Annotated in this window: 21 protein-coding genes and 1 pseudogene; 11 read left to right on the plus strand and 11 right to left on the minus strand. The window is 75.5% G+C overall.

All coding sequences use genetic code 11. The annotated features are described in order from the left end of the window. Nucleotide 1 precedes the first annotated feature (1 nt). From WAB14_RS10325 to WAB14_RS10345, 5 genes are all read right to left on the minus strand, one after another. Nucleotides 2–1618, minus strand: a complete 1617-nt coding sequence (locus WAB14_RS10325; RefSeq protein ID WP_340269551.1) for an FAD-dependent oxidoreductase — start codon at nt 1616–1618, stop codon at nt 2–4. Then, a complete protein-coding gene (locus tag WAB14_RS10330; RefSeq protein WP_340269553.1) occupies nt 1615–2544 on the minus strand; it encodes a universal stress protein in 930 nt (309 codons plus the stop codon). Before WAB14_RS10330 ends, WAB14_RS10325 begins: the two co-directional genes overlap by 4 nt. Next, nucleotides 2541–3590, minus strand: coding sequence for an Acg family FMN-binding oxidoreductase (locus tag WAB14_RS10335; RefSeq protein WP_340269555.1), 1050 nt, complete (start codon nt 3588–3590; stop codon nt 2541–2543). Before WAB14_RS10335 ends, WAB14_RS10330 begins: the two co-directional genes overlap by 4 nt. Nucleotides 3591–3657: 67 nt before the next feature. Next, nucleotides 3658–4179, minus strand: coding sequence for a metallophosphoesterase family protein (locus WAB14_RS10340; protein ID WP_340269557.1), 522 nt, complete (start codon nt 4177–4179; stop codon nt 3658–3660). A 5-nt stretch (nt 4180–4184) separates the two neighbouring features. Next, on the minus strand, nt 4185–5150 hold the full coding sequence (locus WAB14_RS10345; protein ID WP_340269559.1) for a TIGR03557 family F420-dependent LLM class oxidoreductase: 966 nt from the start codon (nt 5148–5150) through the stop codon (nt 4185–4187). A gap of 124 nt (nt 5151–5274) precedes the next feature. Between WAB14_RS10345 and WAB14_RS10350 the strand changes: the two genes are divergently transcribed. Beyond that, nucleotides 5275–6531, plus strand: a complete 1257-nt coding sequence (locus tag WAB14_RS10350) for a cation:proton antiporter domain-containing protein (RefSeq protein ID WP_340269560.1) — start codon at nt 5275–5277, stop codon at nt 6529–6531. Here the strand turns inward: WAB14_RS10350 and WAB14_RS10355 are convergent. Continuing rightward, a complete protein-coding gene (locus WAB14_RS10355; protein ID WP_340269561.1) occupies nt 6449–6985 on the minus strand; it encodes a DUF421 domain-containing protein in 537 nt (178 codons plus the stop codon). The genes WAB14_RS10350 and WAB14_RS10355 overlap by 83 nt on opposite strands. 87 nt (nt 6986–7072) lie before the next feature. Here WAB14_RS10355 and WAB14_RS10360 point away from each other — a divergent pair, with 87 nt between their 5' ends. Further along, nucleotides 7073–8677 (plus strand): alpha-amylase family glycosyl hydrolase, encoded by a 1605-nt coding sequence (locus WAB14_RS10360; RefSeq protein ID WP_340269562.1) that lies wholly within the window; start codon nt 7073–7075, stop codon nt 8675–8677. A 59-nt stretch (nt 8678–8736) separates the two neighbouring features. Here the strand turns inward: WAB14_RS10360 and WAB14_RS10365 are convergent. Together WAB14_RS10365 and WAB14_RS10370 are read right to left on the minus strand one after the other, a co-directional pair. Continuing rightward, nucleotides 8737–8925 (minus strand): annotated as a pseudogene (locus tag WAB14_RS10365) (helix-turn-helix domain-containing protein); the annotation flags it as partial. Between the two features lie 147 nt (nt 8926–9072). After that, nucleotides 9073–9750: a GOLPH3/VPS74 family protein gene (locus WAB14_RS10370; protein ID WP_340269563.1), complete on the minus strand. Its 678-nt coding sequence runs from the start codon at nt 9748–9750 to the stop codon at nt 9073–9075. Between the two features lie 76 nt (nt 9751–9826). On the opposite strand from WAB14_RS10370, the gene WAB14_RS10375 reads away from it, so the two are divergent. Next, nucleotides 9827–11599: a hypothetical protein gene (locus WAB14_RS10375; protein WP_340269564.1), complete on the plus strand. Its 1773-nt coding sequence runs from the start codon at nt 9827–9829 to the stop codon at nt 11597–11599. Here WAB14_RS10375 and WAB14_RS10380 read toward each other — a convergent pair. Then, nucleotides 11586–12080: a nitroreductase family deazaflavin-dependent oxidoreductase gene (locus WAB14_RS10380; protein ID WP_340269565.1), complete on the minus strand. Its 495-nt coding sequence runs from the start codon at nt 12078–12080 to the stop codon at nt 11586–11588. The genes WAB14_RS10375 and WAB14_RS10380 overlap by 14 nt on opposite strands. Before the next feature lie 95 nt (nt 12081–12175). On the opposite strand from WAB14_RS10380, the gene WAB14_RS10385 reads away from it, so the two are divergent. From WAB14_RS10385 to WAB14_RS10400, 4 genes are all read left to right on the plus strand, one after another. Then, nucleotides 12176–12580: a VOC family protein gene (locus WAB14_RS10385; RefSeq protein WP_340269567.1), complete on the plus strand. Its 405-nt coding sequence runs from the start codon at nt 12176–12178 to the stop codon at nt 12578–12580. Nucleotides 12581–12649: 69 nt separating this feature from the next. Further along, a complete protein-coding gene (locus WAB14_RS10390) occupies nt 12650–13795 on the plus strand; it encodes a N(5)-(carboxyethyl)ornithine synthase (protein WP_340269568.1) in 1146 nt (381 codons plus the stop codon). Further along, on the plus strand, nt 13792–15381 hold the full coding sequence (aceB, locus tag WAB14_RS10395; RefSeq protein ID WP_340269570.1) for a malate synthase A: 1590 nt from the start codon (nt 13792–13794) through the stop codon (nt 15379–15381). The genes WAB14_RS10390 and aceB overlap by 4 nt, the downstream gene beginning before the upstream one ends. Nucleotides 15382–15431: 50 nt before the next feature. Next, nucleotides 15432–18686, plus strand: coding sequence for a DEAD/DEAH box helicase (locus WAB14_RS10400; RefSeq protein ID WP_340269572.1), 3255 nt, complete (start codon nt 15432–15434; stop codon nt 18684–18686). A 58-nt stretch (nt 18687–18744) separates the two neighbouring features. Here WAB14_RS10400 and WAB14_RS10405 read toward each other — a convergent pair whose 3' ends face one another. Continuing rightward, nucleotides 18745–19224, minus strand: a complete 480-nt coding sequence (locus WAB14_RS10405; RefSeq protein WP_340269574.1) for a MarR family winged helix-turn-helix transcriptional regulator — start codon at nt 19222–19224, stop codon at nt 18745–18747. Between the two features lie 93 nt (nt 19225–19317). On the opposite strand from WAB14_RS10405, the gene WAB14_RS10410 reads away from it, so the two are divergent. The 3 genes from WAB14_RS10410 to WAB14_RS10420 all read left to right on the plus strand — a co-directional run bounded on the left by WAB14_RS10410 (nt 19318) and on the right by WAB14_RS10420 (nt 20810). Then, nucleotides 19318–19893 carry an NADPH-dependent F420 reductase gene (locus WAB14_RS10410; protein ID WP_340269575.1) on the plus strand — a complete coding sequence of 192 codons (576 nt, stop codon included), beginning with the start codon at nt 19318–19320 and terminating at the stop codon, nt 19891–19893. Continuing rightward, entirely contained in the window at nt 19890–20405 is a 516-nt protein-coding gene (locus WAB14_RS10415; RefSeq protein ID WP_340269576.1) for a VOC family protein, read from the plus strand. The genes WAB14_RS10410 and WAB14_RS10415 overlap by 4 nt, the downstream gene beginning before the upstream one ends. A gap of 120 nt (nt 20406–20525) precedes the next feature. Next, complete coding sequence (locus WAB14_RS10420) at nt 20526–20810, plus strand: peptide methionine sulfoxide reductase (protein ID WP_340269577.1); 285 nt, start codon at nt 20526–20528, stop codon at nt 20808–20810. Between the two features lie 11 nt (nt 20811–20821). Here the strand turns inward: WAB14_RS10420 and WAB14_RS10425 are convergent, their stop codons facing one another. Beyond that, nucleotides 20822–21151 (minus strand): hypothetical protein, encoded by a 330-nt coding sequence (locus WAB14_RS10425; protein ID WP_340269579.1) that lies wholly within the window; start codon nt 21149–21151, stop codon nt 20822–20824. A 94-nt stretch (nt 21152–21245) separates the two neighbouring features. Between WAB14_RS10425 and WAB14_RS10430 the strand changes: the two genes are divergently transcribed. Next, nucleotides 21246–22940, plus strand: coding sequence for a putative bifunctional diguanylate cyclase/phosphodiesterase (locus WAB14_RS10430; RefSeq protein WP_340269581.1), 1695 nt, complete (start codon nt 21246–21248; stop codon nt 22938–22940). Nucleotides 22941–22946: the final 6 nt, after the last annotated feature.

Here is a 22946-nt window from a genome sequence, read left to right on the forward strand (position 1 = left end):
GCTAGCCCTCCTGGCTGCCTTCCCGGCTGCCTTCCTCGCTGCGCTCCTGGGCGGTCGGGCACGGCGGGAGGTCGCGGACGGCGGGGCCGTCGAGGACCTGCCCGTCGGGAGCGAACCGCGAGCCGTGGAGGGGGCAGTCCCACGAGCGCTCCGCGTCGTTCCACGACACGACCCCACCGAGGTGGGTGCAGACCGCCGAGCGCTCGTGCGTCGTGCCGTCGACGGTGCTGATGCCGCACGGCACGCGACCCTTCTGGCGGCGCACCTCGCCGCCGCCCTCGACGGGCGCGGCGCCGTGGTCGGCGGTGCGCGCCGCCCGCGCCCAGCCGGCGGCGAGGTGGAGACCGACACCCGCGTTCATCGGCGCGGCACCGACGGCCTGGCTCAGCGCGGTCGGGCGCCACGGCGTCCACGGCCACGTCGCGGATCCACCCGAGCGTGCGGCGAGGACGCCCTCGGCGAGCTGCAGCGCCGCGGCGGTGCCACCCGTCATGCCCCACTTGGCGAACCCACCGGCCCCGAGCACCCGCTCGCTGCCGGGGACGAGGGGCCCGACCCACGGCAGCCGGTCCGCCGTCGTGTAGTCCTGTGCCGCCCACGCGCCGGTGACGTCGACGACGTCGAAGTGCTGCCGGGCCCAGCGGTCGAGCTCGGCGAGGCGGTCCGAGGTCGCGCCGCCGCGACCCGTGACGTGGCCCTGCCCCCCGACGAGCACCTCCTCGGGCGCGGTCGCGGTGCGCAGCGAGCGGGTGGGGGAGTCGACCGACAGGTACATGCCGCGCGGGGCGGGGCCGGCGAGTCGCGCGCTCAGACACCACGAGCGGTGCGGCTCCGATCGCGCGAACAGGACGCTGCGGTCGAGGAACGGCAGGAGCGTCGCCACGACGACCCGCTCGGCGGCGATCCGGAACGGCGCCCCGCGCCACGTCCCCTCCAGCCGCACGGGGTTGCCGACGTGCACGTCGGTCACCCGCGCGCCGCTCACGAGCCGGACGCAGCCCTCGTCCGCCCCGCCGCACGCCTCCCGCAGCAGGTGCTCGAGGTAGCGGACGGGGTGGATCTGCAGCTGGTCGGCGACGCGCACCAGCCCCGTGACGTCGAACGGCAGCTCGTCGGCGACGTCGTGCCACGTGGAGGCCACTCCCGTGGCGGCGAGTGCCTCGGCCTCCTTCTCCAGGGTCCGTCGCCCCGAGTCGCCGGTGGCGTACACGTGGTTGTCGCGGATCTCCCCGGTGCCCCGGGCGGCGGCCACCTCGGCCCGCACCCAGTCGAGGGCGCGGCTGCTCTCCTCCACGTACCGGGCGGCGCCCTCGTCGCCGTGCCGGCCGCGCACCTCCTGCAGGTGGCTGCCCTGGAGCAGCGACACCTTGCCGCTCGTGCCGCCGGTCGTGCCCGCACCGGGCTCCCGTGCCTCGAGGAGCACGACGTCGACGCCGGACCGGCGCAGGAGCACCGCCGTCGTGAGCCCGGTGATGCCCGCGCCGACGACGACGACCGGCGCGGACCCCGGCACGGGGGCGTCGGGGTCGTGCCCCTCGAGGGAGTCGGTCAGGCGCACCTCCCCCCACACGCGTCCGGTGGCGCGGGTCGTGCGGACGGGACGGTCGGCCGCTGTCATGCGGCGGGGGTACCCGCAGGTGTCTCCGACCATGCGGGCGAGCGGACGACGAGCACGGCGCACGGCGTCTGGTGCAGCACCGCCCGGCTCACCGACCCCAGCAGCAGCGCGTGGAGACCACCGTGGCCCTTCGAGCCGACGACGAGCAGCCGGGCGGCGCCGGCCTTGCGGCGCAGCACCTCGGCGGCGGGGTCCGCCTCCACCTGCACGTCGACCGACGCCAGCGACTCGACGCCGGCCTGCTCGACGAGCCGGGCGAGCAGGCGCCGGACGTCCGCGACCCGCTGCCGCTCGGCCGCGACGGCGAGGCCGTCCGGCTCCACGCGGGTGGGCAGCGGCGGCACGGCGGAGACGACCTGCAGCGAGGTGCCCTGGCGGGCGGCCTCGGCGCGGGCGTGCGCGAGCACGCTCCACGACGCCGCGGAGCCGTCGACGCCCGCCACGACCGCACCGTCGTGGCGGGCGTCGCGGGGCACCACGAGCACCGGGCACGGCGCGTGGGTCGCGACACCCGTGCTCGTCGAGCCGAGGAGCCACCGCTCCACCCGGCCCTGCCCGCGCGTCCCGACGACGAGCAGGTCGTCCGGGCGTGCGAGCTGCAGGAGGACCGAGCTCGGCGTGCCGGCGGCGACGTGCTGGGACACGTCCCCCAGCGGCAGGTGCTCGACCGCGCTCGCCATCGCGTCGGCGGCGTGGCCGCGGGCCAGGGCCTCGATCTCCGGGTAGAGCTCGTACGCGAACGCGACGGGCTCGGCGGCCGTCACCACGACGAGCGGAGCCTCCGCCCAGCCGGCGCGGGCGACGGCCTCGCGCAGCGCCGCGCGGGACTCGGGCGAGCCGTCGTAGCCGACGACGACACGACGCGGTCGCACGTCGAGGGGCAGGTGCCCGCCCGGGACGGGGAGCGGGTCGACGAGCGTGCTCATGAGCGGGGGCTCCCCTCGGTCGTGGCGTGCGGGGCGGGGTCGAGGACGTCCGCCAGGGGGCGCCGTGGCGGGATGCGCACGTCGACGAGCGGGCGGCCGAGCCGCAGCACGAGCTGCGCGTGACCCGGCAGGCCCGCGAGGGCGCTCACGTCGTCGCGGGTGACCCGCTGCTGCGTGGCCTGGTCCGCGAAGGTCGCGACGACACCGGCCGCCGTCGCCTCGAGCCACACCCGCTCGAGCGCCAGGCCGGCGACGGCGTGGTCCCGGCGGCCGTCGCCCGGTGTCATGAGCACCACCGTCGTGCTCGCCTCGACCTCGTCCCGGACCGGGGAGCCGGTGAGGCGGGACACGTGCCCGACCTCACGGACGATGGAGTCGGTCGGGTACGGCGTGGTGCCGAGGGACGCGAGGAGGATCCCGTCCGTGGGGTGCGGCTCGTGGTGGCCGCGCGGCGGGCGCAGCCACGACCGCGTCTCGGCGAGCAGGCGGGGGTTGCGCTCCTGCTCGTGCGCGGCCCGGACGAGGAGCCGGGCGAGCCGGTGGCGGCCGAGGTCGTCGAGCACCACGAGGCGGGCGCCGACGTCGGCGGCCACCGCCCGCAGCGCGTCGAGGAGCTCGGGGCCGAGGTCGCCGCGGGCGTGCAGCCGCCGGTGGGTGCGCCGCACGGCCACGGCCCGGGCGAGCGCCCGGTCCCACTCCGTCGCCTCCCGCGGTCCCGTGACGAGGACGTCGGCGACGGCCGCCGCGCGGGGTCCGTCGGGCAGCAGCCGGGTGCTCGTGCGGACGCCGAGGCCGGCGGCCGCGATCGCGGCGTTCGCGGCCGCGGCCCCGCACGAGATGGTGCGGAGCCGGGCGTCCGGGTCGAGCACCGGCAGCGCGCGCGCGTCGTCGACCGCGACGCGCAGGCCGTCGGGCAGGCGTCGCAGGACCCACGGCTGGGTGTTGTGGACCGACGGCGCCCACCGCGCCGCCTCGGCCATCGCCTCGACGACGGCGTCCGCGGCGTCGACGTCGGTCGTCCCCCTCGGGCTGGTCGTGCTGATCACGTCGTCCACCTCCGTGCGGCTGCCCCTCGTCCCAGGGTGCGCCGGGGGGGCGCGACCCCCCAGGGACCTAGGTCCCGCGCAGGGGGAGCGCGACGAGCCGTACGTCGTCGAGGACACCGTCGCGGACGGTCGCGGTCACGTACGTGCACCGCGGCTGCCGGCGCCGGTCCGTGGGGGAGCCCGGGTTGAGCAGGCGCAGACCGGACGGCGTCACGGTGTCCCACGGGATGTGGCTGTGGCCGAAGACGAGGACGTCCGCAGGGTCCGGCGAGCCGGCACCGAACCGGGCGTCGCAGCGGGTCTCGCGGCCCGCCGCGGCCCCGGTCTCGTGGACGACGGCGACCCGGAGCCCCGCCAGGTCGGCGCGTGCGGCCTCGGGCAGCCGCGCCCGCAGCGCGGGTCCGTCGTTGTTGCCGTGGACGGCGACGAGCCGGCGGGCCCGCTCCGCCATCTCGTCGAGCAGGCCGACGTCCACCCAGTCACCGGCGTGGACGACGACGTCGGCGGAGGCGACGGCGTCCCACACCTCGTCCGGCAGCCGTCGTGCCCGCGCAGGGACGTGCGTGTCGGCGAGGAGCAGGAGGCGCACGGTGGTCAGCTCCTGCCGAGGGCCCTCACCCGGTCGACGAGCTGCTCCCCGGCGACGTCGAGGAACCCGTGCGCGTCCGGGCCGACGTCCATCAGCACGAGGCGGTCGTACCCCGCCTCGACGTACGGCCGGGCCTGCTCGACGTGCGCGTCGAGGTCGGGGCCGCACGAGAACTGCCCGCGGACGTCGTCGAGGGTGACCGTGCCGCTGGCGGCGTCGAAGTTGACGGGGTTCGGCAGCTCCGCCATCACCTTCCAGCCCGACAGCGTCCACCGGGACGTGCGGTGCGCCTCCTCGGCGGCTGCCTCCTCGCTCGCGCCGTAGGCGAGCGGGACCTCGGCGTAGGCCGGGCCGGTGCCCCCGGCCTCGCGGAAGGTCTCGAGCAGCGACGCCTCGGGCTCGGTGACGAAGAGCCCGTCGCCCTTGTCGGCGGCGAGCCGTGCCGCCTGGGGTCCGCCCGCGGCGACGGCGATCGGGACAGGGGTCTCCGGCAGGTCGAAGACGCGGGCGTCCTCGAGCGTGAGGTACTGCCCGTCGTACGACTGGTAGCCGCCCTCGAAGAGCCGGTGGATGATCTCCAGCGCCTCCACGAGCATGCGGTGGCGGACGCCGACGGACGGCCACCCCCCGCCGACGACGTGCTCGTTGAGCCGCTCCCCCGCGCCGATGCCGAGCGTGAACCGCCCGTCGGACAGCAGTGCGGTGGTCGCGGCCGCCTGGGCGACGACCGCCGGGTGGTACCGGATGATCGGGCACGTGACGCCGGTCGCGAGGCCGATGCGTTCCGTGCGCGCCGCGAGCGTGCCGAGCATCGTCCACGTGAAGCCGCTGTGCCCCTGCTCCTCCAGCCACGGGTGGTAGTGGTCGCTGAGCTCGACGAAGTCGAAGCCCGCCTGCTCGGCGTGGACCCCCAGCTCGACGATCTCCTTCGGGTCGTGACCCTCGGTCGCGAGCTTGTAGCCGACCTGCATGCCGTCGTCCTTCCCTCGTGTGCCTCCGCACGGGGTACCCGGCCCCGGCCGGTCCCACGCGTCCCGCAGCCGACGGGTCGGCGGGCGCGTGCGGACCCCTCCCGCCGTGGGTATGAACACCTGCATGGTCGACGCCGTCCTCGCCGCGACGGGGGTGCTCGGACTGACCGTGGCCGCGCTGTCGGGGCGGCTGCGGCGCCTGCCCGTGTCCACCGCCGTGCTCGGCCTGCTCGCCGGGGTCCTGCTCGGTCCGGCGGTCCTCGGCGTCGTCGACCTCGGCACCGTCCTCGACCGGCACCCGCTCGTGCTCGAGCTCACCCGCGTGCTGCTCGCCGTGTCCGTCATGGGTGTCGCGCTGCGGTTCCCCCTCGCGGAGCTGCGCCGCCTCGCGTGGCCGTCAGCGCTCCTCGTCCTCGTCGCCATGCCGATCATGGCGTTGTCGACGGCGGCCGTCGCCTGGCTCACCCTCGGCGCCGGTCTGTCGGTCTCGCTCCTCGTCGGCGCGGCGCTGTGCCCCACCGACCCCGTCCTCGCGACGAGCGCCGTCACGGGCAAGGAGGCGGAGCGCACGCTGCCGCTGCGGGAGCGTGTGCTCGTCTCGGCGGAGTCCGGGGCCAACGACGGCCTCGCCCTGCCGGTCGTGCTCGTCGCCCTCGGGGTCGCCGCCGGCCCCCTCGCCGGCGACGGGCTCGCACCCGTCGGGGAGGCGGTGGCGCGCTCGCTCGTCGAGGTGGTGGGGGGCGTGCTGCTCGGTGCGGTCGCAGGTTGGCTCGGCGCCCGGGCGCTGCGCGCGGGCGAGGCCCACGGCGCGAGCGAGCCGGGCCCCACACTGTTCTTCACCCTGCTGCTCGGACTCGCGGTCCTCGGGGCCGGCGGCCTGCTCCACGTCGCCGACGTCCTCGCGGTCTTCGTCGCCGGGCTCACGTTCAACCTCGTCTCGACGGGCACCGAGCGGGACAACGCCATCCCGGTCGACGAGAGCGTCGACAGGTTCGGGCTCCTGCCGGTGTTCCTGCTCGTCGGGGCGCTGCTGCCGTGGCGGGAGTGGGCGGAGCTCGGGTGGCGGGGCGTCGCCCTCGTGGTGGGCGTCCTGCTGCTGCGCCGGCTGCCGGTCGTGCTGCTGCTGCGGCGCCCGCTCGGGCTGTCGTGGGCGGGAGCCGGCTACGTCGGCTGGTTCGGTCCCGTCGGCGTGAGCGCGCTCCTCTACCTCACGCTGGAGGCCGAGCGCCTCGGCAGGCAGGAGACGGTGCTGGCCGCCGGGGTGCTCGTCGTGGCGGCGAGCACCGTCGTCTCCGGTGTCAGCGTCCCGATCGGCCTCCGCTGGTACCGGCGTGTCGCAGGCCCGCCAGCGCGGAGCCGTCTCCCTTCTGCTGGTGGGTGACGACGCTCATCGACCCGTCGCTCTCGAGGACGACGGCCGCGACCTCGTCGAGGCCCCCGACCCCGCTCGACCGGGCGGCCTGCAGGACGTCCTGCCGGGTCACCCGCTGCTCCCGCAGCGCGTCCTCGAGGACCTCGCCGTCGTCGACGAGCAGCGTCGGCGACGCCGTCACGACCCAGCGACCCTTCGGCAGCAGACGCGACGACCACGCGACGACGACCTGCAGGAGCGCGAGCAGGGCGAGGGCCGTGACCCCCTCGGCGAGCGCGATCTCCGTCGACAGGAGGATGGAGGCGAGGGTCGAGCCGAACGCGACGGTGACGACGAGGTCGAACGCGTTGAGCTTCGACAGCGTCCGCTTCCCCGCGAGCCGCAGGATGACGACGAGGGACACGTAGGCGGCCGCCCCCACGAGGACGGTCCGGCCGATGGTGGACCAGGAGTCGAACCACATGTCCCCACCCGTACCCGGTGGGTGACACGAGGAACTACCTGCGGTCCCGGGTGCGACGGACGGTCCGTGCGGCCAGAGTGGGCCCTCGTGACGGCGACGCCCCCGACGGACAGGCCGACGAGCTGGCTGCAGGACGCGCTGCTCTACGAGATCTACCCCCAGTCCTTCGCCGACTCCGACGGCGACGGGGTCGGCGACCTGAGGGGCGTCCTCGCCCACCTCGACCACCTGCAGTGGCTGGGCGTCGACGCGATCTGGTTCAACCCGCTGTTCGCCTCGCCCTTCCGCGACGCCGGGTACGACGTGGCGGACTACCTGCGCGTCGCCCCGCGCTACGGGACGAACGAGGACCTCGACGCGGTCGTCGCGGCCGCCCGCGATCGCGGCATCCACGTGCTCCTCGACCTGGTCGCCGGCCACACCTCGGACGAGCACGAGTGGTTCCAGGAGGCGCTGCGCGCGGAGGACGCGGACCCCGCGCACGACCGCTACATCTGGGCGCCGGAGCGGGACGAGCCCGGCGAGGAGTGGGTGCCGAGCCCCGGTCCGCGTCGCGGCTGGTACCTCAAGAACTTCTACGACTCCCAGCCGGCGCTCAACTTCGGCTACCGGGACCCGGACCCGACCAAGCCGTGGCAGCAGCCGGTCGACGCCCCCGGCCCGCAGGCGAACCGGCAGGCCCTGAAGGACGTCATGCGGTTCTGGTTCGAGCGCGGGGTCATGGGGTTCCGGGTCGACATGGCGTTCTCCCTCGTGAAGGACGACCCCGGGTACGTCGCCACGACGGCGCTGTGGCGGGACCTGCGGGCGTGGCTCGACGCCGAGTGGCCCGACCGCGTGATCGTGCCGGAGGGCGTCGAGCCGCGGGAGCCGGAGCCGCCGGCCTTCCACGGGGACTTCGCCCTCGTCATCCACGCGATGCACAGCTCGCTGTTCGACAACGGCGGTTCCGGGCGCAAGCCGTGGTGGGAGCCGCGGCCGCCGTTCTTCGACGCCGACGCGCGAGGGTCCCTCGACGTGTTCCTCCAGGAGTGGGAGGAGCACCGCGCCCACTTCGGTGACGACCGGCCGCTCCTGCTCGCGACCGCCGACCACGACTACGCGCGCCTGCGCGTGGGGGACCGGCCGACCGAGCAGCTGCCGGCGGCGTTCGCGTTCCTCCTCACGTGGGGGACGACGCCGTCGGTGTACTACGGCGACGAGATCGGCCAGCGCACCCTCGTCGACGCCCCCGAGACCGAGGGGAGCGTGTGCCACCCCGGCTTCTACGACCGGGCCGCGTGCCGCACCCCGATGCAGTGGGAGCCCGGCCCCGGGGCGGGGTTCTCGACCGCGGACCCGCAGCGGTTCTACCTCCCGGTGGACACCGCGGCGGACCGTCCCGACGTCGCGACGCAGGCGGCCGAGGAGACGTCGCTGCTCCACACCGTGCGTCGCCTCGTGGCGCTGCGCCGGGAGGTGGCGGCGCTGCGCGTCGGCCCGAGCACGCGCGTGCTCCACCGCGACTACCCGCTCGTGTACGAGCGCGGCGGGTCGCACGTCGTCGTCGTGAACCCCGCCCGTCGCGGCTACGACGTCGTGGTGCCCGAGGCGACCGGCGCGCGGCTGCTCCTCGGTGACGGGGTCAGCGCCGACGGGGACCGCGTCCACGTCGACGGCTTCGGCTGGGCGGTCCTCGAGACGCGCTCGTAGTGCAGGAGGACCGCGAGCACCCGCCGGTTGAGGTCGGGTGAGGGGTCGAGGTCGAGCTTGCGGAACACGTGCGCCGTCGTCGCCTCGACCGTCCGCTCGCTGACGAACAGCCGGCGCGCGATGCCCGCGTTCGACAGCCCGGCGGCCATGAGGTCGAGGACCTCGCGCTCGCGGCGCGTCAGTCGACCGAGCGCCTCGCCGACGTCGTCGACGGGGCACACCTGGTGCCTCGGGATCGGTGCAGCCATCGTCCTCGCCCCCTGTGGGTGACCGGACCGTCGCAGGCGCGCAGCGTCGTGGCGGTGGTGACAGCGGTCATCCTGCCAGGGCGCGCACGCAGCGTCACGAGATTTGTCAGGTCGGCCCCCTTCGCCCCGTCGGTCGTCGTCAGGGAGTCACGTCGAGGTGGTGACGGCGGCGGCGGTCGTCGCTGTCAGCACCGCCGTCTGCATGGCCTGCACGGAGGACCGCACGGCGTCCGCGGCCCATGCCCCGTCGGCGACGGCCTTCGCGCGCGACCTCGCGGTGCGGCGCTGCTCGCGGTCGAGGTCGGGCAGCACGGTGTGGGCGCGGTCGAGGGCCCGCAGGAGCGCGACGAGGGCACTCGTCCGCTCGTCCGACGCGAGGCCGGTCACGAGCACGTCGCGGAGCCGCTGCCGGACCGCGTCCTCGTGCTCGGAGTCCTCGGCCGGCCAGCGCGTCTGCGGGAAGAGGCCGAGGACGCGGTTCTCCTCGCGGCGCAGGATGCCGCGCTCCACCAGCCGGTCGAGCAGCCGCGGCCGCAGCTCCTTCCCGAGCCGCGACACGAGGTCCTGCGGCGTGCGGGACCTCTCCGCGACGGTCCCGAGCGCGGAGTCGAGGACGGGGTCGTCGAACGGGGCGGCGTCCACCACGCGCACGAGCTTCTGCCGGAGCAGCCGCCCGCTCTCCTCGACGTCCACCCGCTCGGCGAGCGCGAGCTCGAGCAGGAGCCCACCCCCGACGGCCGCGTCGAGGGTCGAGCCGTCGAGCGAGCTCCGTCCGGACTCGTCGTCGAGCACGAGCAGCAGCAGGTCGTCCGCGATGGTGAGCACCGCTCGACGGTAGCCAGCGGACCCGGCCGCCAGCGAGCAGGCGACCGCAGGGGCGTGGTGTGCGAGCGTGGGGGCGATGCCCGCCCCCACGCCGACGTCCGTCCTGCGGCGACGGCTCGTGCGGCGGCGGGTGACGGTCGTGGTCGGAGCGGTCCTCGCCCTCCTCCTCGGTGCCTGCAGCGGGCGACCGACCCTCGACGGGCCCGCCGGGGGGCCCGCAGGAACGACGCCGTCCGCCGCGGCCACGGTGACCGCCGAGGCTGTGGTCCCGCGTCCCGTGCCGGCGGCGTCCGGCAGCAGCGCGGTCGTCGTCGGCGACGACGCGGCGACTGTCGCGTCCGGGGCGTCGCAGGCGCTCTTCCGGTCCTCGCCCGTGGTGGTCGTGGCCCCCGACGGGGGGTCCGCCGCCGACTCCACGGACCGTCTCAGGGCGGCGGGAGCAGCGGCGGCCCTCGGGGTGCCGCTGCTCCTCGCGCCCTCTCCTCCGGCCGCGGCCGCGTCGAGCGCTGCTGCGTCGTCGGCCGCGCGCTCGCCGGCCCCCTCGTCGCCCTCGGGCTCGCGTCTCGCGGCGGAGGTCGAGCGGCTCGGCGTGGGCGTCGTGCTGTCCGTCGGTGACGTCCCACTCGACGGTGCGGCGGTCCCGGTGGTCGCCGCGCCGGCGACGGCGACCGGGCTCGACGACCTGCTCGACCGCCCCGTCGAGGTCCCGTCCGACGCCGCGGCGGTGGCCGGCCTCGCACCCGTGGAGCCGCTGGAGCGCTGGGACGGTCCGGGGGAGGCGACCGGACCGGAGCTGCTGCGGTCGGTCGAGCCGCCGCGACCGGTGGCCGGCCTCGCCGTCCTCGTCGAGGACCCGGCCGAGCAGCTCGCGGCCGTCGCGACCGCGCGCGCCGCCGGCGCACCCGTCGTCGTCGTGCCGGGCGGGGACCCACGGGCGACGTCGGCGACCGTGCAGGCGCTCGCCGACCTCGCGCCCGAGACGGTCGTCGGTCTCGGCCCGGCGTTCGGCGACGCCGAGACGCTCGCGTGGCGCGCCGCGACCGCGGCGACCGGTGTCGAGCTGCCCGCCGGTGGCCAGCTCGTCCTGCCGGGCGCCATCTACGTCGCGCTGTACGGCTCGCCCATCACCTCCCGCCTCGGGGTGCTGGGGGAGCAGGGCCCGGACGCGACGATCGGACGCGCCGCCGCGCGCGCCGCGGAGTACGAGCCGCTCGTCGACACCCCGGTCGTGCCGACGCTGGAGATCATCGCGTCCGTGGCCGCGGGCGGGCCCGGTGCCGACGGCGACTACTCGACCGAGTGGCCCGTCGCCGACCTGCGCCCGCTCGTCGACCGGGCCCGCGACGCGGGCCAGTACGTGCTTCTCGACCTGCAGCCCGGCCGCTCGGACTTCCTGTCCCAGGCGCGCGAGTACGAGGAGCTCCTGCGCGAGCCCCACGTCGGGCTCGCGCTCGACCCCGAGTGGCGGCTCGCACCGGACGAGGTGCACCTCGAGCAGATCGGCCGCGTGGAGCGCGGCGAGGTGGACGCCGTCGTCACGTGGCTCGCCGACCTCGTGCGTGCGGAGCGGCTGCCGCAGAAGCTCCTCGTGCTCCACGCCTTCACCCCGCGGATGGTCCCGGGCGCCGACGACGTCGACCGCTCCCGCTCGGAGCTCGCGCTGCTCCTCCACGTCGACGGGCAGGGCAGCCAGGGCGCCAAGCAGGAGACGTGGCGCGGCCTGCGTGAGCACGCCCCCGGGGTCCGGTGGTGGGGGTGGAAGAACTTCGTCGACGAGGACGCGCCGATGCTGACGCCCGAGGAGACCGTGGCGGTCGAGCCGCTGCCGGACCTCGTCACGTACCAGTGACGGCGGCATCCGCGCGCTCGACCCGCAGGCACTGCGTGACCCCGAACGCCTTCATCGCCCGGAGCGCCGCGCGGGGGAAGTGCTCGGCGACGGACTCCAGCGGGACGAGCCGCGGCGAGTCCACCGCGTGCTCCTCGCCCTCGTGGACGACGACCGCGGCCCCCGCCGCGAGCACGTTCCGCGCCCAGTCGGTGCGCGGCCCGTAGACGAGCCCGACGAGGAAGCCGTCCCCCGTCGCGACGACGTCGACGGGCGTCTCGTACGCGCGCCCCGAGCGCCTGCCGGTGTGACGGACGACGGCGGCCTCCGCGCCGGGACGCCCCGCCGTCGCCATCGTGCGCGGGTTGAGCAGGCGCCGGTTGACCCGGCGCTGCAGGTCGACGACGACCGAGTCCTTCCGGCGCATGCCGAGCACCCACACGACGGCGAGCGTCGCGAGCGCGGCGGTCACGGCGAGGAGGGCGCGCAGCGGTCCCGACACGGACCTCACCGTGGCAGGCGCCCCCGGGACCCGCCAGCCCCGGCGCGTGCACGAGCACCCTTGACCGCGCGGGCGGACCGCCGCAGCATGCTGCCGTGACGGCGCGGCTCTTCGCCTACCTCAGCTACCCGGACGCGCCGCGGGCGCTCGACTGGCTCGCCGCGGTGGGCTTCGAGGTGGTCGCGCGTCAGGACGGGCCCGACGGGGCCGTGCTCCACGCCGAGGTGCGCCTCGGGGACGTCGTCTGCATGGTCGCGAGCGACGACGCCGCGTACGCGGTGCCGCCCCTCGTCGGGCGCTCCACCGGCGCCGGGCTCTACCTCGGCACGGCGTCGGTCGACGAGGTCGACGACTTCCACGCCGCCGCCGTCGCCGCGGGCGGCCGCTCGGTGATCGACCCGGAGGACACCGAGTGGGGCACCCGCCGCTGCCGGGTCCTCGACCCGGGCGGGCGGGAGTGGAGCGCCGGGACGTACCTGCCCGGCAGCAGCTGGGGCTGACGGGGCGCGTCCGGGGCGACGGGCCTAGCCTCGGGCTGTCCGAGGACGTGCAGCCGGCGAGGGGACCCGATGGAGCGACTGACGATCGGCGTGGTCGGCACCACGCGGAAGCCGCACGAGCGGCGCCGGCCCCTCCACCCCGCGCACCTGCAGCGGCTCGACGAGGCCGTCCGCGCGCACCTGCTCGTGGAGCGCGGCTACGGCGCGCACTTCGGGGCCACCGACGAGGAGATCGCCCCCTGGGTGGGCGGGGTCGTAGACCGCGACGAGCTCCTCGGCCGCGCCGACGTCGTGCTCCTGCCGAAGCCGCTCGCGGCCGACCTCGCGGAGATGCGGGACGGGCAGGTGCTGTGGGGCTGGCCGCACCTCGTGCAGGACCCGGGGCTCACGCAGCTCGCGGTCGACCGGCGGCTGTCGGTCATCGCGTGGGAGTCGATGAACCACTGGAACGCCGACGGGTCGTACTCCCTCCACGTCTTCCACCTCAACAACGAGATCGCCGGCTACGCCGCGGTCGTGCACGCGCTGCAGCTCCGCGGTGCGACGGGGCACTACGGCCGCCCGCTGCGCGCCGCCGTCGTCTCCTTCGGCTCCACGGCCCGTGGCGCCGTCCGGGCGCTTCACGCCATGGGCGTGCTCGACGTCACCGTCATCACCCAGCGCGACAAGCCGGCCGTCGCGGCGCCGTTCGCGGGCGTCGTCATGGAGCGCTTCGAGCGGCTCGACGACGACCCGCACCGCACCCGCGTGCTGCGCGAGGACGGGCCCCAGGACACCGCCGCGTTCCTCGCCGAGCACGACGTCGTCGTCAACTGCATCCTCCAGGACACCGAGAGCCCGCTCGTCTTCGTCGCCGACCCCGCCGCCCTGCGGCCGGGCACCCTCGTCGTCGACGTGTCCGTCGACACCGGCATGGGGTTCTCGTGGGCGCGCCCGACGTCGTTCGCCGAGCCGATGGTGGAGGTCGGCGACCGCGTCCACTACTACGCGGTCGACCACACGCCGTCGCTGTACTGGGACTCCGCCACGTGGACCATCAGCGAGGCGCTGCTCCCGTGGCTCGACGTCGTCCAGCGCGGACCGCGGGCGTGGGCCGAGCACCCGACGATCGGGCGGGCGGTCGAGATCGAGCAGGGAGAGATCCGCAACGAGCGGATCCTCACGTTCCAGGGCCGCTCGGCGGCCTACCCGCACGAGGTCGGAGGGACCGCGTGACCGCGAGACCGGACGGCGTGCTCGTCAGCGGCGAGGCCTACCCCGACGTCCTCACCCCGGAGGCGCTCGCGATGGTCGCCCGCCTCGAGCGGGCGTTCGGGGACCGGCGCCGCGAGCTCCTCGCCGCGCGGAAGGAGCGGCAGGCCGGCCTCGACGCCGGCGAGGAGCTCGGCTTCCTGCCGGAGACGGCGCACGTCCGCGAGGGCGGCTGGACCGTCGCGCCCCCGTCGCCGGGCCTGAGCGACCGGCGCGTGGAGATCACCGGGCCCACCGACCTGAAGATGGTGATCAACGCCCTCAACTCCGGCGCCACCGGCTTCATGGCCGACTTCGAGGACTCCAACACGCCGACCTGGGCCAACATGGTGACCGGCCAGGCGAGCCTCACCGCCGCAGTCGCGGGCACCCTGTCGTTCACGTCGCCGGACGGCAGGGAGTACCGCCTCGGCGAGCAGCTCGCCACGCTGCTCGTCCGGCCGCGCGGCTGGCACCTCGACGAGCGGCACGTGATCGTCGACGGGAACGCGGTCTCCGCCTCGCTGTTCGACATCGGCGTCTTCTGCGTCCACAACGCCCGCACGCTCGCCGAGCGCGGCCGCGGCCCGTACTTCTACCTGCCGAAGCTCGAGAGCCACCTCGAGGCCCGGCTGTGGAACGACGTGCTGGACCTACTGGAGGCCCAGCTCGGTCTCGAGCACGGGACGACGAAGGCGACCGTCCTCATCGAGACGCTGCCCGCCGCATTCGAGATGGACGAGATCCTCCACGAGCTCCGCGACCACTCGTGCTCGCTCAACGCCGGCCGCTGGGACTACCTGTTCAGCGCCATCAAGACGAACCGGACGCGCGCCGACCGGATCCTGCCCGACCGCAGCAGCGTCACCATGGCGGTGCCGTTCATGCGCGCCTACACCGAGCTGCTCGTGAAGACGTGCCACCGTCGCGGCGCGCACGCGATGGGCGGCATGGCGGCGTTCATCCCGTCCCGTCGCGACGCCGCGCTCAACGAGAGGGCCCTGGCGAAGGTCGCCGAGGACAAGCGGCGCGAGGCGACCGCGGGCTTCGACGGCACGTGGGTCGCCCACCCCGACCTCGTGCCCGTCGCGATGGCGGAGCTCGACGCCGTCCTCCAGGGCCGCCCGCACCAGATCGAGCGGCAGCGGCCGGACGTCGACGTCACCGCCGAGCAGCTGCTCGACATCGCCTCCGCCGGCACGCGGTGCACGGAGGACGGCCTGCGCAACGCGGTGTCGGTGTCGATCCAGTACCTGTCGTCGTGGCTGCGGGGCTCCGGCGCCGTCGGCGTGGACAACCTCATGGAGGACGTCGCGACCGCGGAGATCTCGCGGGCGCAGGTGTGGCAGTGGGTGCACCACGGCGTCACGCTCGACGACGGACGCACCGTCACCGCCGACCTCGTCCGGCAGGTCGCGGCGGAGGAGCTGCAGAGGATCCGCGAGGCGGTGGGCGAGGACGTCTTCGCCGCCAGCCGCGCCGACGACGCGATGGCGGTCTTCGAGGAGGTCGCGCTCTCCGACGAGCTCGTCGACTTCCTCACGCTGGTGGCGTACCAGCGCATCGACTGACGCGCCGGGACGCCGCGGGACGTGTCGTCCCACGTCCGTAACCTGACCGGGTGGCGCACTGGACCGACGGGCTGGACGACGCCGCCATCCGCGCCGTCGTCGACCCGGGCACGTTCGGTCGCGGGGCGGACTACGCACGCCGCGGCATGGTGCTGCGTGTCACCGGTCAGGGCGGCGGGGCGCTGCTCGGCGAGGTCCGCGGCAGCGGACGCGAGCCGTACACGACGCTGGTCACCCCCACACCGGTCGGCTCCCGGGGCCGGCGCCGCTGGACCGCGCGCTGCAGCTGCCCCGTGGGCGGCGACTGCAAGCACGCCGTCGCCGTGCTGCTCGCGGCCCGTGGGCCCACCACCCTGGACGCGGGGCGGGCGCCCGCGCCGTGGGAGGCGCAGCTGGGCCCGCTCGTCGAGCCCGACCCCACGGCCCCGTCGAGGGACGGGGGCGGTGCCGCCCTCGCGCTCCAGCTCGAGGTCGCGAGCACCCGGACGGGCGCGGGGTCGTCGCGTCGGGTCCTGCTGCGGCCGCTCGTCCGCGGCGCCAAGGGCACGTGGGTGCGCGGCGGCGCCTCGTGGCGGGAGCTGGAGCACGGCTGGGCCGCCTACGGCCGCCCCGCCCCGCACCCGGCCCACCGCGAGGCCCTGCTCGCCCTCCACGCGGCGTACCAGTCGCGCGGCCGCGGCCGCTACCTCGCCGATCGGCCCGTCCACCTCGACGAGGTCGGGCCGGCCGTGTGGCGCCTGCTCGAGCAGCTGCGGACGGCGGGGGTGGCCCTGCTCTCCGCCGGCGGCGGGGAGGTGCACCTCGCCGCGTCCCCGGCGCGTGCGGTCGTCGACGTCGTCCTCGGGCAGGGCGGGCGCGCTCCCGCCCACGCGAGCATGACGACCGTCGTCGACGTCGACGGCACCTCCCGTCCGGCGTCCGAGCTCCTCGTCGTCGGCTCGCCGGTCCACGGCGTCGTCGTCGAGCTGCCGGACGCCGGCCTGCTGCTCGCGGGACTGCAGGAGCCGGCCGGCCCGCAGCTGTCGACGCTGCTGCAGGAGGGCCGGCAGGTCGAGATCCCCGCCGCCGACCTGCCCCGGTTCCTCCGCGAGTACTACCCGCGGCTGCGGCAGGTGCTCGAGCTCGTCTCCTCCGACGGCTCCGTCACCTTCCCCGAGGTGCTGCCGCCCGCGCTCGGCGTCCGCCTCACGTACGAGGCGGCGAGCCGGCTCGTCGTCGAGTGGGCCTTCACGTACCGCGTCGGCGGGGAGGTCGTCCGCGCCGGGCTCACCGAGGCCGCGGCGCCGGGTGTCGTGCGCGACGAGGCGGCGGAGCAGTCGCTGCTCGACGGCCTGCGGGAGCGCGCGGGCGACCTCGACGTGCTGTGGACCGACGGAGGGGACGAGCGATTGCTCGTGCCGTCCCAGCGGCTGTCCGGGCTCGACACGGTGCGCTTCACCGAGGACACCGTGCCCCGGCTGCGCGACGCCGGGGTCGAGGTGGAGGTCCGCGGCGCACCGGGGGAGTACCGGTACACCGAGGAGGCGCCGGTCGTGCGGCTCAGCGCGACGGAGTCGGGGCAGCGGGACTGGTTCGACCTCGGCGTCACCGTCACCGTCGCGGGCGAGCAGGTGCCGTTCGAGCCGCTGTTCGTCGCCCTGGCCCACGGCGACAGCCACCTCGTCCTCGACTCCGGCACGTGGTTCGCGATCGACCGACCGGAGCTCGCCCAGCTCCGTTCCCTCATCGAGGAGGCGCGGGAGCTGCAGGACCGCCCGAGCGACGGGCTGCGGATCAGCGCGTACCAGGCCGACCTCTGGCAGGAGCTGACCCGGCTCGGCGTCGTCGAGGAGCAGAGCCGCCGCTGGAGCGAGGCGGTCGGCGCGCTCGTCGGGCTCGAGGCCGTGCCGGAGTGGCCCGTCCCGGCCGGGGTCGAGGCGCAGCTGCGGCCCTACCAGCTCGACGGGTACCGCTGGCTCGCCTTCCTCCAGGAGAACGGGCTCGGCGGCGTCCTCGCCGACGACATGGGCCTCGGCAAGACCCTCCAGGTCCTCGCGATGGTGACGGGTGCGGTCGAGCGCGGGACCACGGACCCGTTCCTCGTCGTCGCCCCCACGAGCGTCGTGCCGACGTGGCTGCACGAGGCCGCGCGGTTCACACCGGGGCTGCGCGTCGTCGGGATCACGCAGACCTCGCGGGCGTCCGGCGCCACCGTGGCGGAGCAGGCGGAGGGCGCGCACGTCGTCGTCACCTCGTACGCCCTGTTCCGCCTCGACGGGGAGCAGTACGAGGCCCTGCCGTGGGCGGGGCTGCTCCTCGACGAGGCGCAGGCGGTGAAGAACCACCGCGGTCGCACCCACCAGGTCGCGCGGCGCGTGGACGCGCCGTTCAAGCTCGCCGTCACGGGCACGCCGCTGGAGAACACGCTCATGGAGCTGTGGGCGCTGCTGTCGATCGTCGCGCCCGGTCTCTACCCGGACCCCAAGCGGTTCGCCGCCCGCTACGCCGTCCCGATCGAGAAGGGCGACACCGAGGCGCTGGCCCGCCTGCGGCGGCGGGTGCGCCCGCTCATGCGCCGGCGGAGCAAGGAGCAGGTCGCGACCGAGCTGCCGCCGAAGGTCGAGCAGGTCATCGAGGTCGAGCTCAACCCCCGCCACCGCCGCATCTACGCCACGCACCTGCAGCGGGAGCGGCAGAAGGTGCTGCGGCTCATCGACGACCCGCAGCGCAACCGGTTCGCCATCCTCCGCTCCATCACCCTCCTGCGCCGCCTCAGCCTCGACCCCGCCCTCGTCGACGAGGCGTACGCCGGCGTGGCGGCGAGCAAGGTCGACGTGCTCGCCGAGCTCCTCGACGAGGTCATCGACGAGGGGCACCGGGCGCTCGTCTTCAGCCAGTTCACCGGCTTCCTCCGCACGGTCCGGGACCGCCTCGACGCCGACGGGGTCGCCTACTCCTACCTCGACGGGCGCACCCGCGACCGGGCGCGGCGCCTCCAGGAGTTCCGCGAGGGCGACCAACCGGTCTTCCTCATCAGCCTCAAGGCGGGCGGTGTCGGGCTCACCCTCACCGAGGCCGACTACGTGTTCGTCCTCGACCCGTGGTGGAACCCGGCCGTGGAGGCGCAGGCCGTCGACCGCACCCACCGGATCGGGCAGGACAAGACCGTCATGGTGTACCGGCTCGTCGCGAGCGACACCATCGAGGACAAGGTCATGCAGCTGAAGGAGCGCAAGCTCGAGCTGTTCGCCTCGGTGATGGACGACGGCGACGCGCTCGGTGGCGCGCTCACGACGGAGGAGATCGCGGGGCTGCTCGAGCCCTGAGCAGCCGGTGCTCGCGGGTGAGCGCGCGCCCGTGACCGCGACACGCCGGCGCATCCGGTCACGGGCGCGCGGTCATGCGGCCTTCCGGGTCGAGCTGCCCGAGCAGCGCGTCGCCGATACGGCGCAGCTGGGTGACCTGCTGGCGGGTGAGCGGGTCGAGGACCGTGCGGCGGACCGTCTCGACGTGGCCGGGCGCGGCGGCCACGACCGTGTCCCAGCCCGCGGCGGTGAGGCGCGCGTTCGTCGCGCGCCCGTCCTCCGGGCAGGGGAACCGCTCGACGAGCCCGCGGTCCTCCAGCCGCCGCACGACGTGCGACAGGCGCGGCAGCGAGGCGTTCGTCCGCTGTCCCAGCGCCGTCATGCGCAGCGTGCGCTCCGGCGCCTCGGACAGCATCGCGAGGACCATGTACTCGAAGTGCGAGAGCGCGGAGTCGGCGCGCAGCTGGGTGTCGAGCACCCCGGGGAGCAGCTCGACGACGGCGATGAGCCGCAGCCACGCCTCTCGCTCCTCGGCGTCGAGCCAGCGGGTCCCCGTCATGCGCGGACCCTACCCGCATCACTTGACGGAACAAGTGAACCCGTGGACAGTGTTACTTGTAGCAACAACCAAACGAGAGCAAGGAGCACCCTCATGGCAGTCGTCTCGGTCCTCGGTTCCGGCGCGATGGGCAGCGCGATCGCCGCGCTCGTCGCCCGCGGCGGCCACTCGGTCCAGCAGCTCGGCTCGGCCGACACGGCCACTCCGGTCAGCGGCGAGGTCGTCGTCCTCGCCGTCCCGTACCCCGCCGTCCGCGCGGTCCTCGACCAGCGGGCGGACCAGCTCGCCGGGAGGGTCGTGGTCGACGTCACGAACCCGCTCGACTTCGCCACCTTCGACTCCCTCGTGGTCCCGGCCGACAGCTCCGCCGCCGCCGAGATCGCCGCGGCGCTGCCCACCGCCCGCGTCGTCAAGGCCTTCAACACGAACTTCGCCGGCACCCTCGCCAGCGGGGCGGTGGGCTCGCTGCCGACGACCGTCCTCGTCGCCGGTGACGACGCCGAGGCCAAGCAGCTCCTCGCCGGCATCGTCACCGACGGTGGCCTCGCGGCGGTGGACGCCGGCCCGCTCGCCCGGGCCCGCGAGCTCGAGGCGCTCGGTTTCCTCCAGATCACCCTCGCCGCGCAGGAGAAGGTGTCGTGGACCGGTGGGTTCGGGGTGGCCGCGTGAGCGTCGCCGCCGTCCGCCTCAACCACGCCGTCCTCTTCGTCGCCGACCTCGAGCGCAGCCTGGCCTTCTACCGCGAGGCGTTCGGGATGGAGGTCGTCGCGCTCGAGCCCCGCGCGAACGCCGCGTTCCTCCGGCTGCCGCGCTCCGGCAACCACCACGACCTCGGTCTGTTCGGGGTCGGCGACCAGCCGCCACGACCCCGCGGCGCGATCGGGCTCTACCACCTCGCGTGGCAGGTCGACACGATCGACGAGCTCGTCGAGGCGCGGGACACCTTGAGCCGGCTCGGCGCCCTCGGTGGCGAGTCGAGCCACGGCGCCACCAAGAGCCTGTACGCGGCCGACCCGGACGGCAACGAGTTCGAGGTCATGTGGATGCTGCCGCGCGCCGAGTGGGGGGTCTACGAGAACACGGCGCCGGTCGAGCGGCTCGACCTCGCCGGCGAGCGGCAGCGCTGGAGCGGGGTCCGGACGGCCGCCGAGCTCGTGCCGCTGGAGCGGCCTGCGGGCTGACAGCCGGCGTCCGGGTCCCCACACGCCGCCACGACGACACATGCGACGGTCTCCTGGGCGCGCTGACGTACAGCGGGCCCCTTCGTGATGTCGACGTGGCGGCCGGGGGACGATGTCGGGGTGTCGCGCGAGGATCCGGGAGCCACGGGCCACGAGGCCGTCCTCGCGCGCCTCGCCCGGATCCCCGAGGGCACGAGCCGGGTCCGCTACCGCGGTCGCACCTGGTCCGTGACGCGCACCGTCCAGCAGGGCGGTCGGGTGCAGAAGCTGTGGGGCGAGGAGCTGGGCGGCACCGGCGTCGTGAGCGCCAACATCTACGTCACGAGCGGGGGAGAGCGCTTCCGCCCGTGCGAGATGCCGGCGGCCACCGTCGTCGCCTTCCTCGACGGCTGGGAGCCGACCTGACCTCGGGCGCCTCAGCCGCCGAGCGGTCGGCGCGGTCCGTGCGACAGGGCGACCTGTGCGAACAGGTCCGCCCGCTGCTCGCGGAGGGACGCCTTGGCGAAGCCGAACAGCGGGTCGGAGCCCGCGACGTCCGGGCGGGGTGCCACCGCGAGGCTGCGCTCGAGGAGCTCCCCGAACCGGTCGCCGTCGACGAGCTCGGCGCACGCCTCGCACGCCGCCCAGGGGCGGGTGCCGCGGTCGTCGGCGCGCCCGCTGACCGGTGACGTGGTCGCGATCCCCGTGCTCACGGGGTACTCGCACACCGCGTCGGCGGCCTGGCAGAAGTCGCAGGTCGGGGTCACGGCACCCACGGTAGGCGCGGTCGGGACCTCTTTCCTGGTCAGCGGCGCACGGCCGGAGCATCCTGGGGGAGAGGGCCCGACGAGGAGGCCGGTCGTGAGCGAGACCGCGGGACGCGACGTGCTGGCGGCGGTGCTCGACGCCCTCCCGGCCAACGCGGCGGTCCTCGACCGGGACGGTCGGATCGCCGCCGTCAACGTGTCGTGGCGCGGCTTCTGCGTCGCCAACGACGGCGAGGAGGCGGCGTGCGGGGTCGGCGCCGACTACCTGGCCGTGTGCCGGCGGGCCGAGGGGTCGTGCGAGGAGGAGGCCGGCGCCGTCGCCGACGGCATCGAGGCCGTGCTCGCCGGCGGCGCGCCCTCGTACTCGCGCGACTACGACTGCTCCTCCCCGGAGGAGGAGCGGTGGTTCCAGCTGACGGTCGTGCCGCTGCACCTGCCCGACGACGCCGGCGGCACGTCGACGGGTGCGCTCGTCACCCACCTCGACATCACCGCCCGCAAGCTCGACGAGGTCGCCCTCGCCCACGCCGCGGGCCACGACCCGCTGACGGGCCTGCCGAACCGCGCCGTCCTGCTGCCCGAGCTGCGCCGGGCCCTGCACCGCGCGCACGAGGCGGGCGGTTCCGTCGCGGTCGTGTACTTCGACCTCGACGGGTTCAAGGCCGTCAACGACACCTTCGGCCACCAGGCCGGCGACGGCCTGCTGCGCACGCTCGCGCTCCGGCTGCAGAACCTCCGGCGTCCCGAGGACCTGCTCGCCCGGCTCGGCGGCGACGAGTTCGTCGCCGTCATGCCGGGCAGCGGCGTGCCGGAGGCGCGACGGCTCGCGCGACGGGCCGCGGCCGCCGTCCGCCGCCCGGTCACGATCGACGGCCTCCCCGTCTCCGTGACCGTCAGCTGCGGCATCGCCCTCGCGACCGGCCCGGACACCGCCCTGCAGCCGGAGGACCTGCTCGCCGACGCCGACGCCGCGATGTACCGCGCGAAGCGGCTCGGCAGCCGGCGGGCGGAGGTCGCCTCGCATGACCTGCGGACACGCGCCGGGCAGCGGGCGGAGGTCGAGAGCGAGCTCGAGGCGGCACTCGCCGGCGGTGGCCTGCAGCTGTTCCGCCAGGGCGTCGTGTCGCTCGAGGACGGTTCCGGCTCCCAGGGCGAGGCGCTGCTGCGCTGGTTCACCACCGACGGAGGGCTCCGTACGCCGGACACCTTCCTCGGGCGCAGCGCGCACCCGCGCATCGCGCGACGCGTGACCCGCGCGGTCCTCGTGTCCGCCATCCGCCGCGTCGTGCCGGAGCGCGGCGAGGAGATCGCCGTCAACATCGGGCTCGCCGACCTCCGCGACCCGCGACTGCCGTGGACCGTCGAGGAGCTGCTCGCCCGCTACGGCTGCCCGCCCGAGGCCCTCACCCTCGAGATCGCCGAGGAGGCCGTGCTGCACGAGCCGGCGCGGGCCCGCGGCCTGCTCGGGGCGCTCCGCGGCCTGGGCGTGCGAGGGGTGCTCGACGACTTCGGCAGCGGGACCACCTCCCTCGACCTCCTCGCCTCGCTCCCGATCGACGGCGTGAAGATCGACAGGGGACTCGTCTCGGGGCTGGAGCGTCGCGGGGCGGCCGCGACCGTGCAGGCGGTCACGGTCGCCGCCCACGACCTCGGGCTGCGGTGCAGCGCGTGCGGCGTGCAGACCGAGGTGCAGCGACGCCGGCTGCTCGAGCTGGGCGTGAGCAGCGGCCAGGGCTGGCTCCTCGGTCCGCCGCAGCCGTGGACGACGGTCGACCACCGGTCGGTGTGACGTGCA

Source organism: Aquipuribacter nitratireducens, assembly GCF_037860835.1.
Lineage (GTDB): Bacteria > Actinomycetota > Actinomycetes > Actinomycetales > JBBAYJ01 > Aquipuribacter > Aquipuribacter nitratireducens.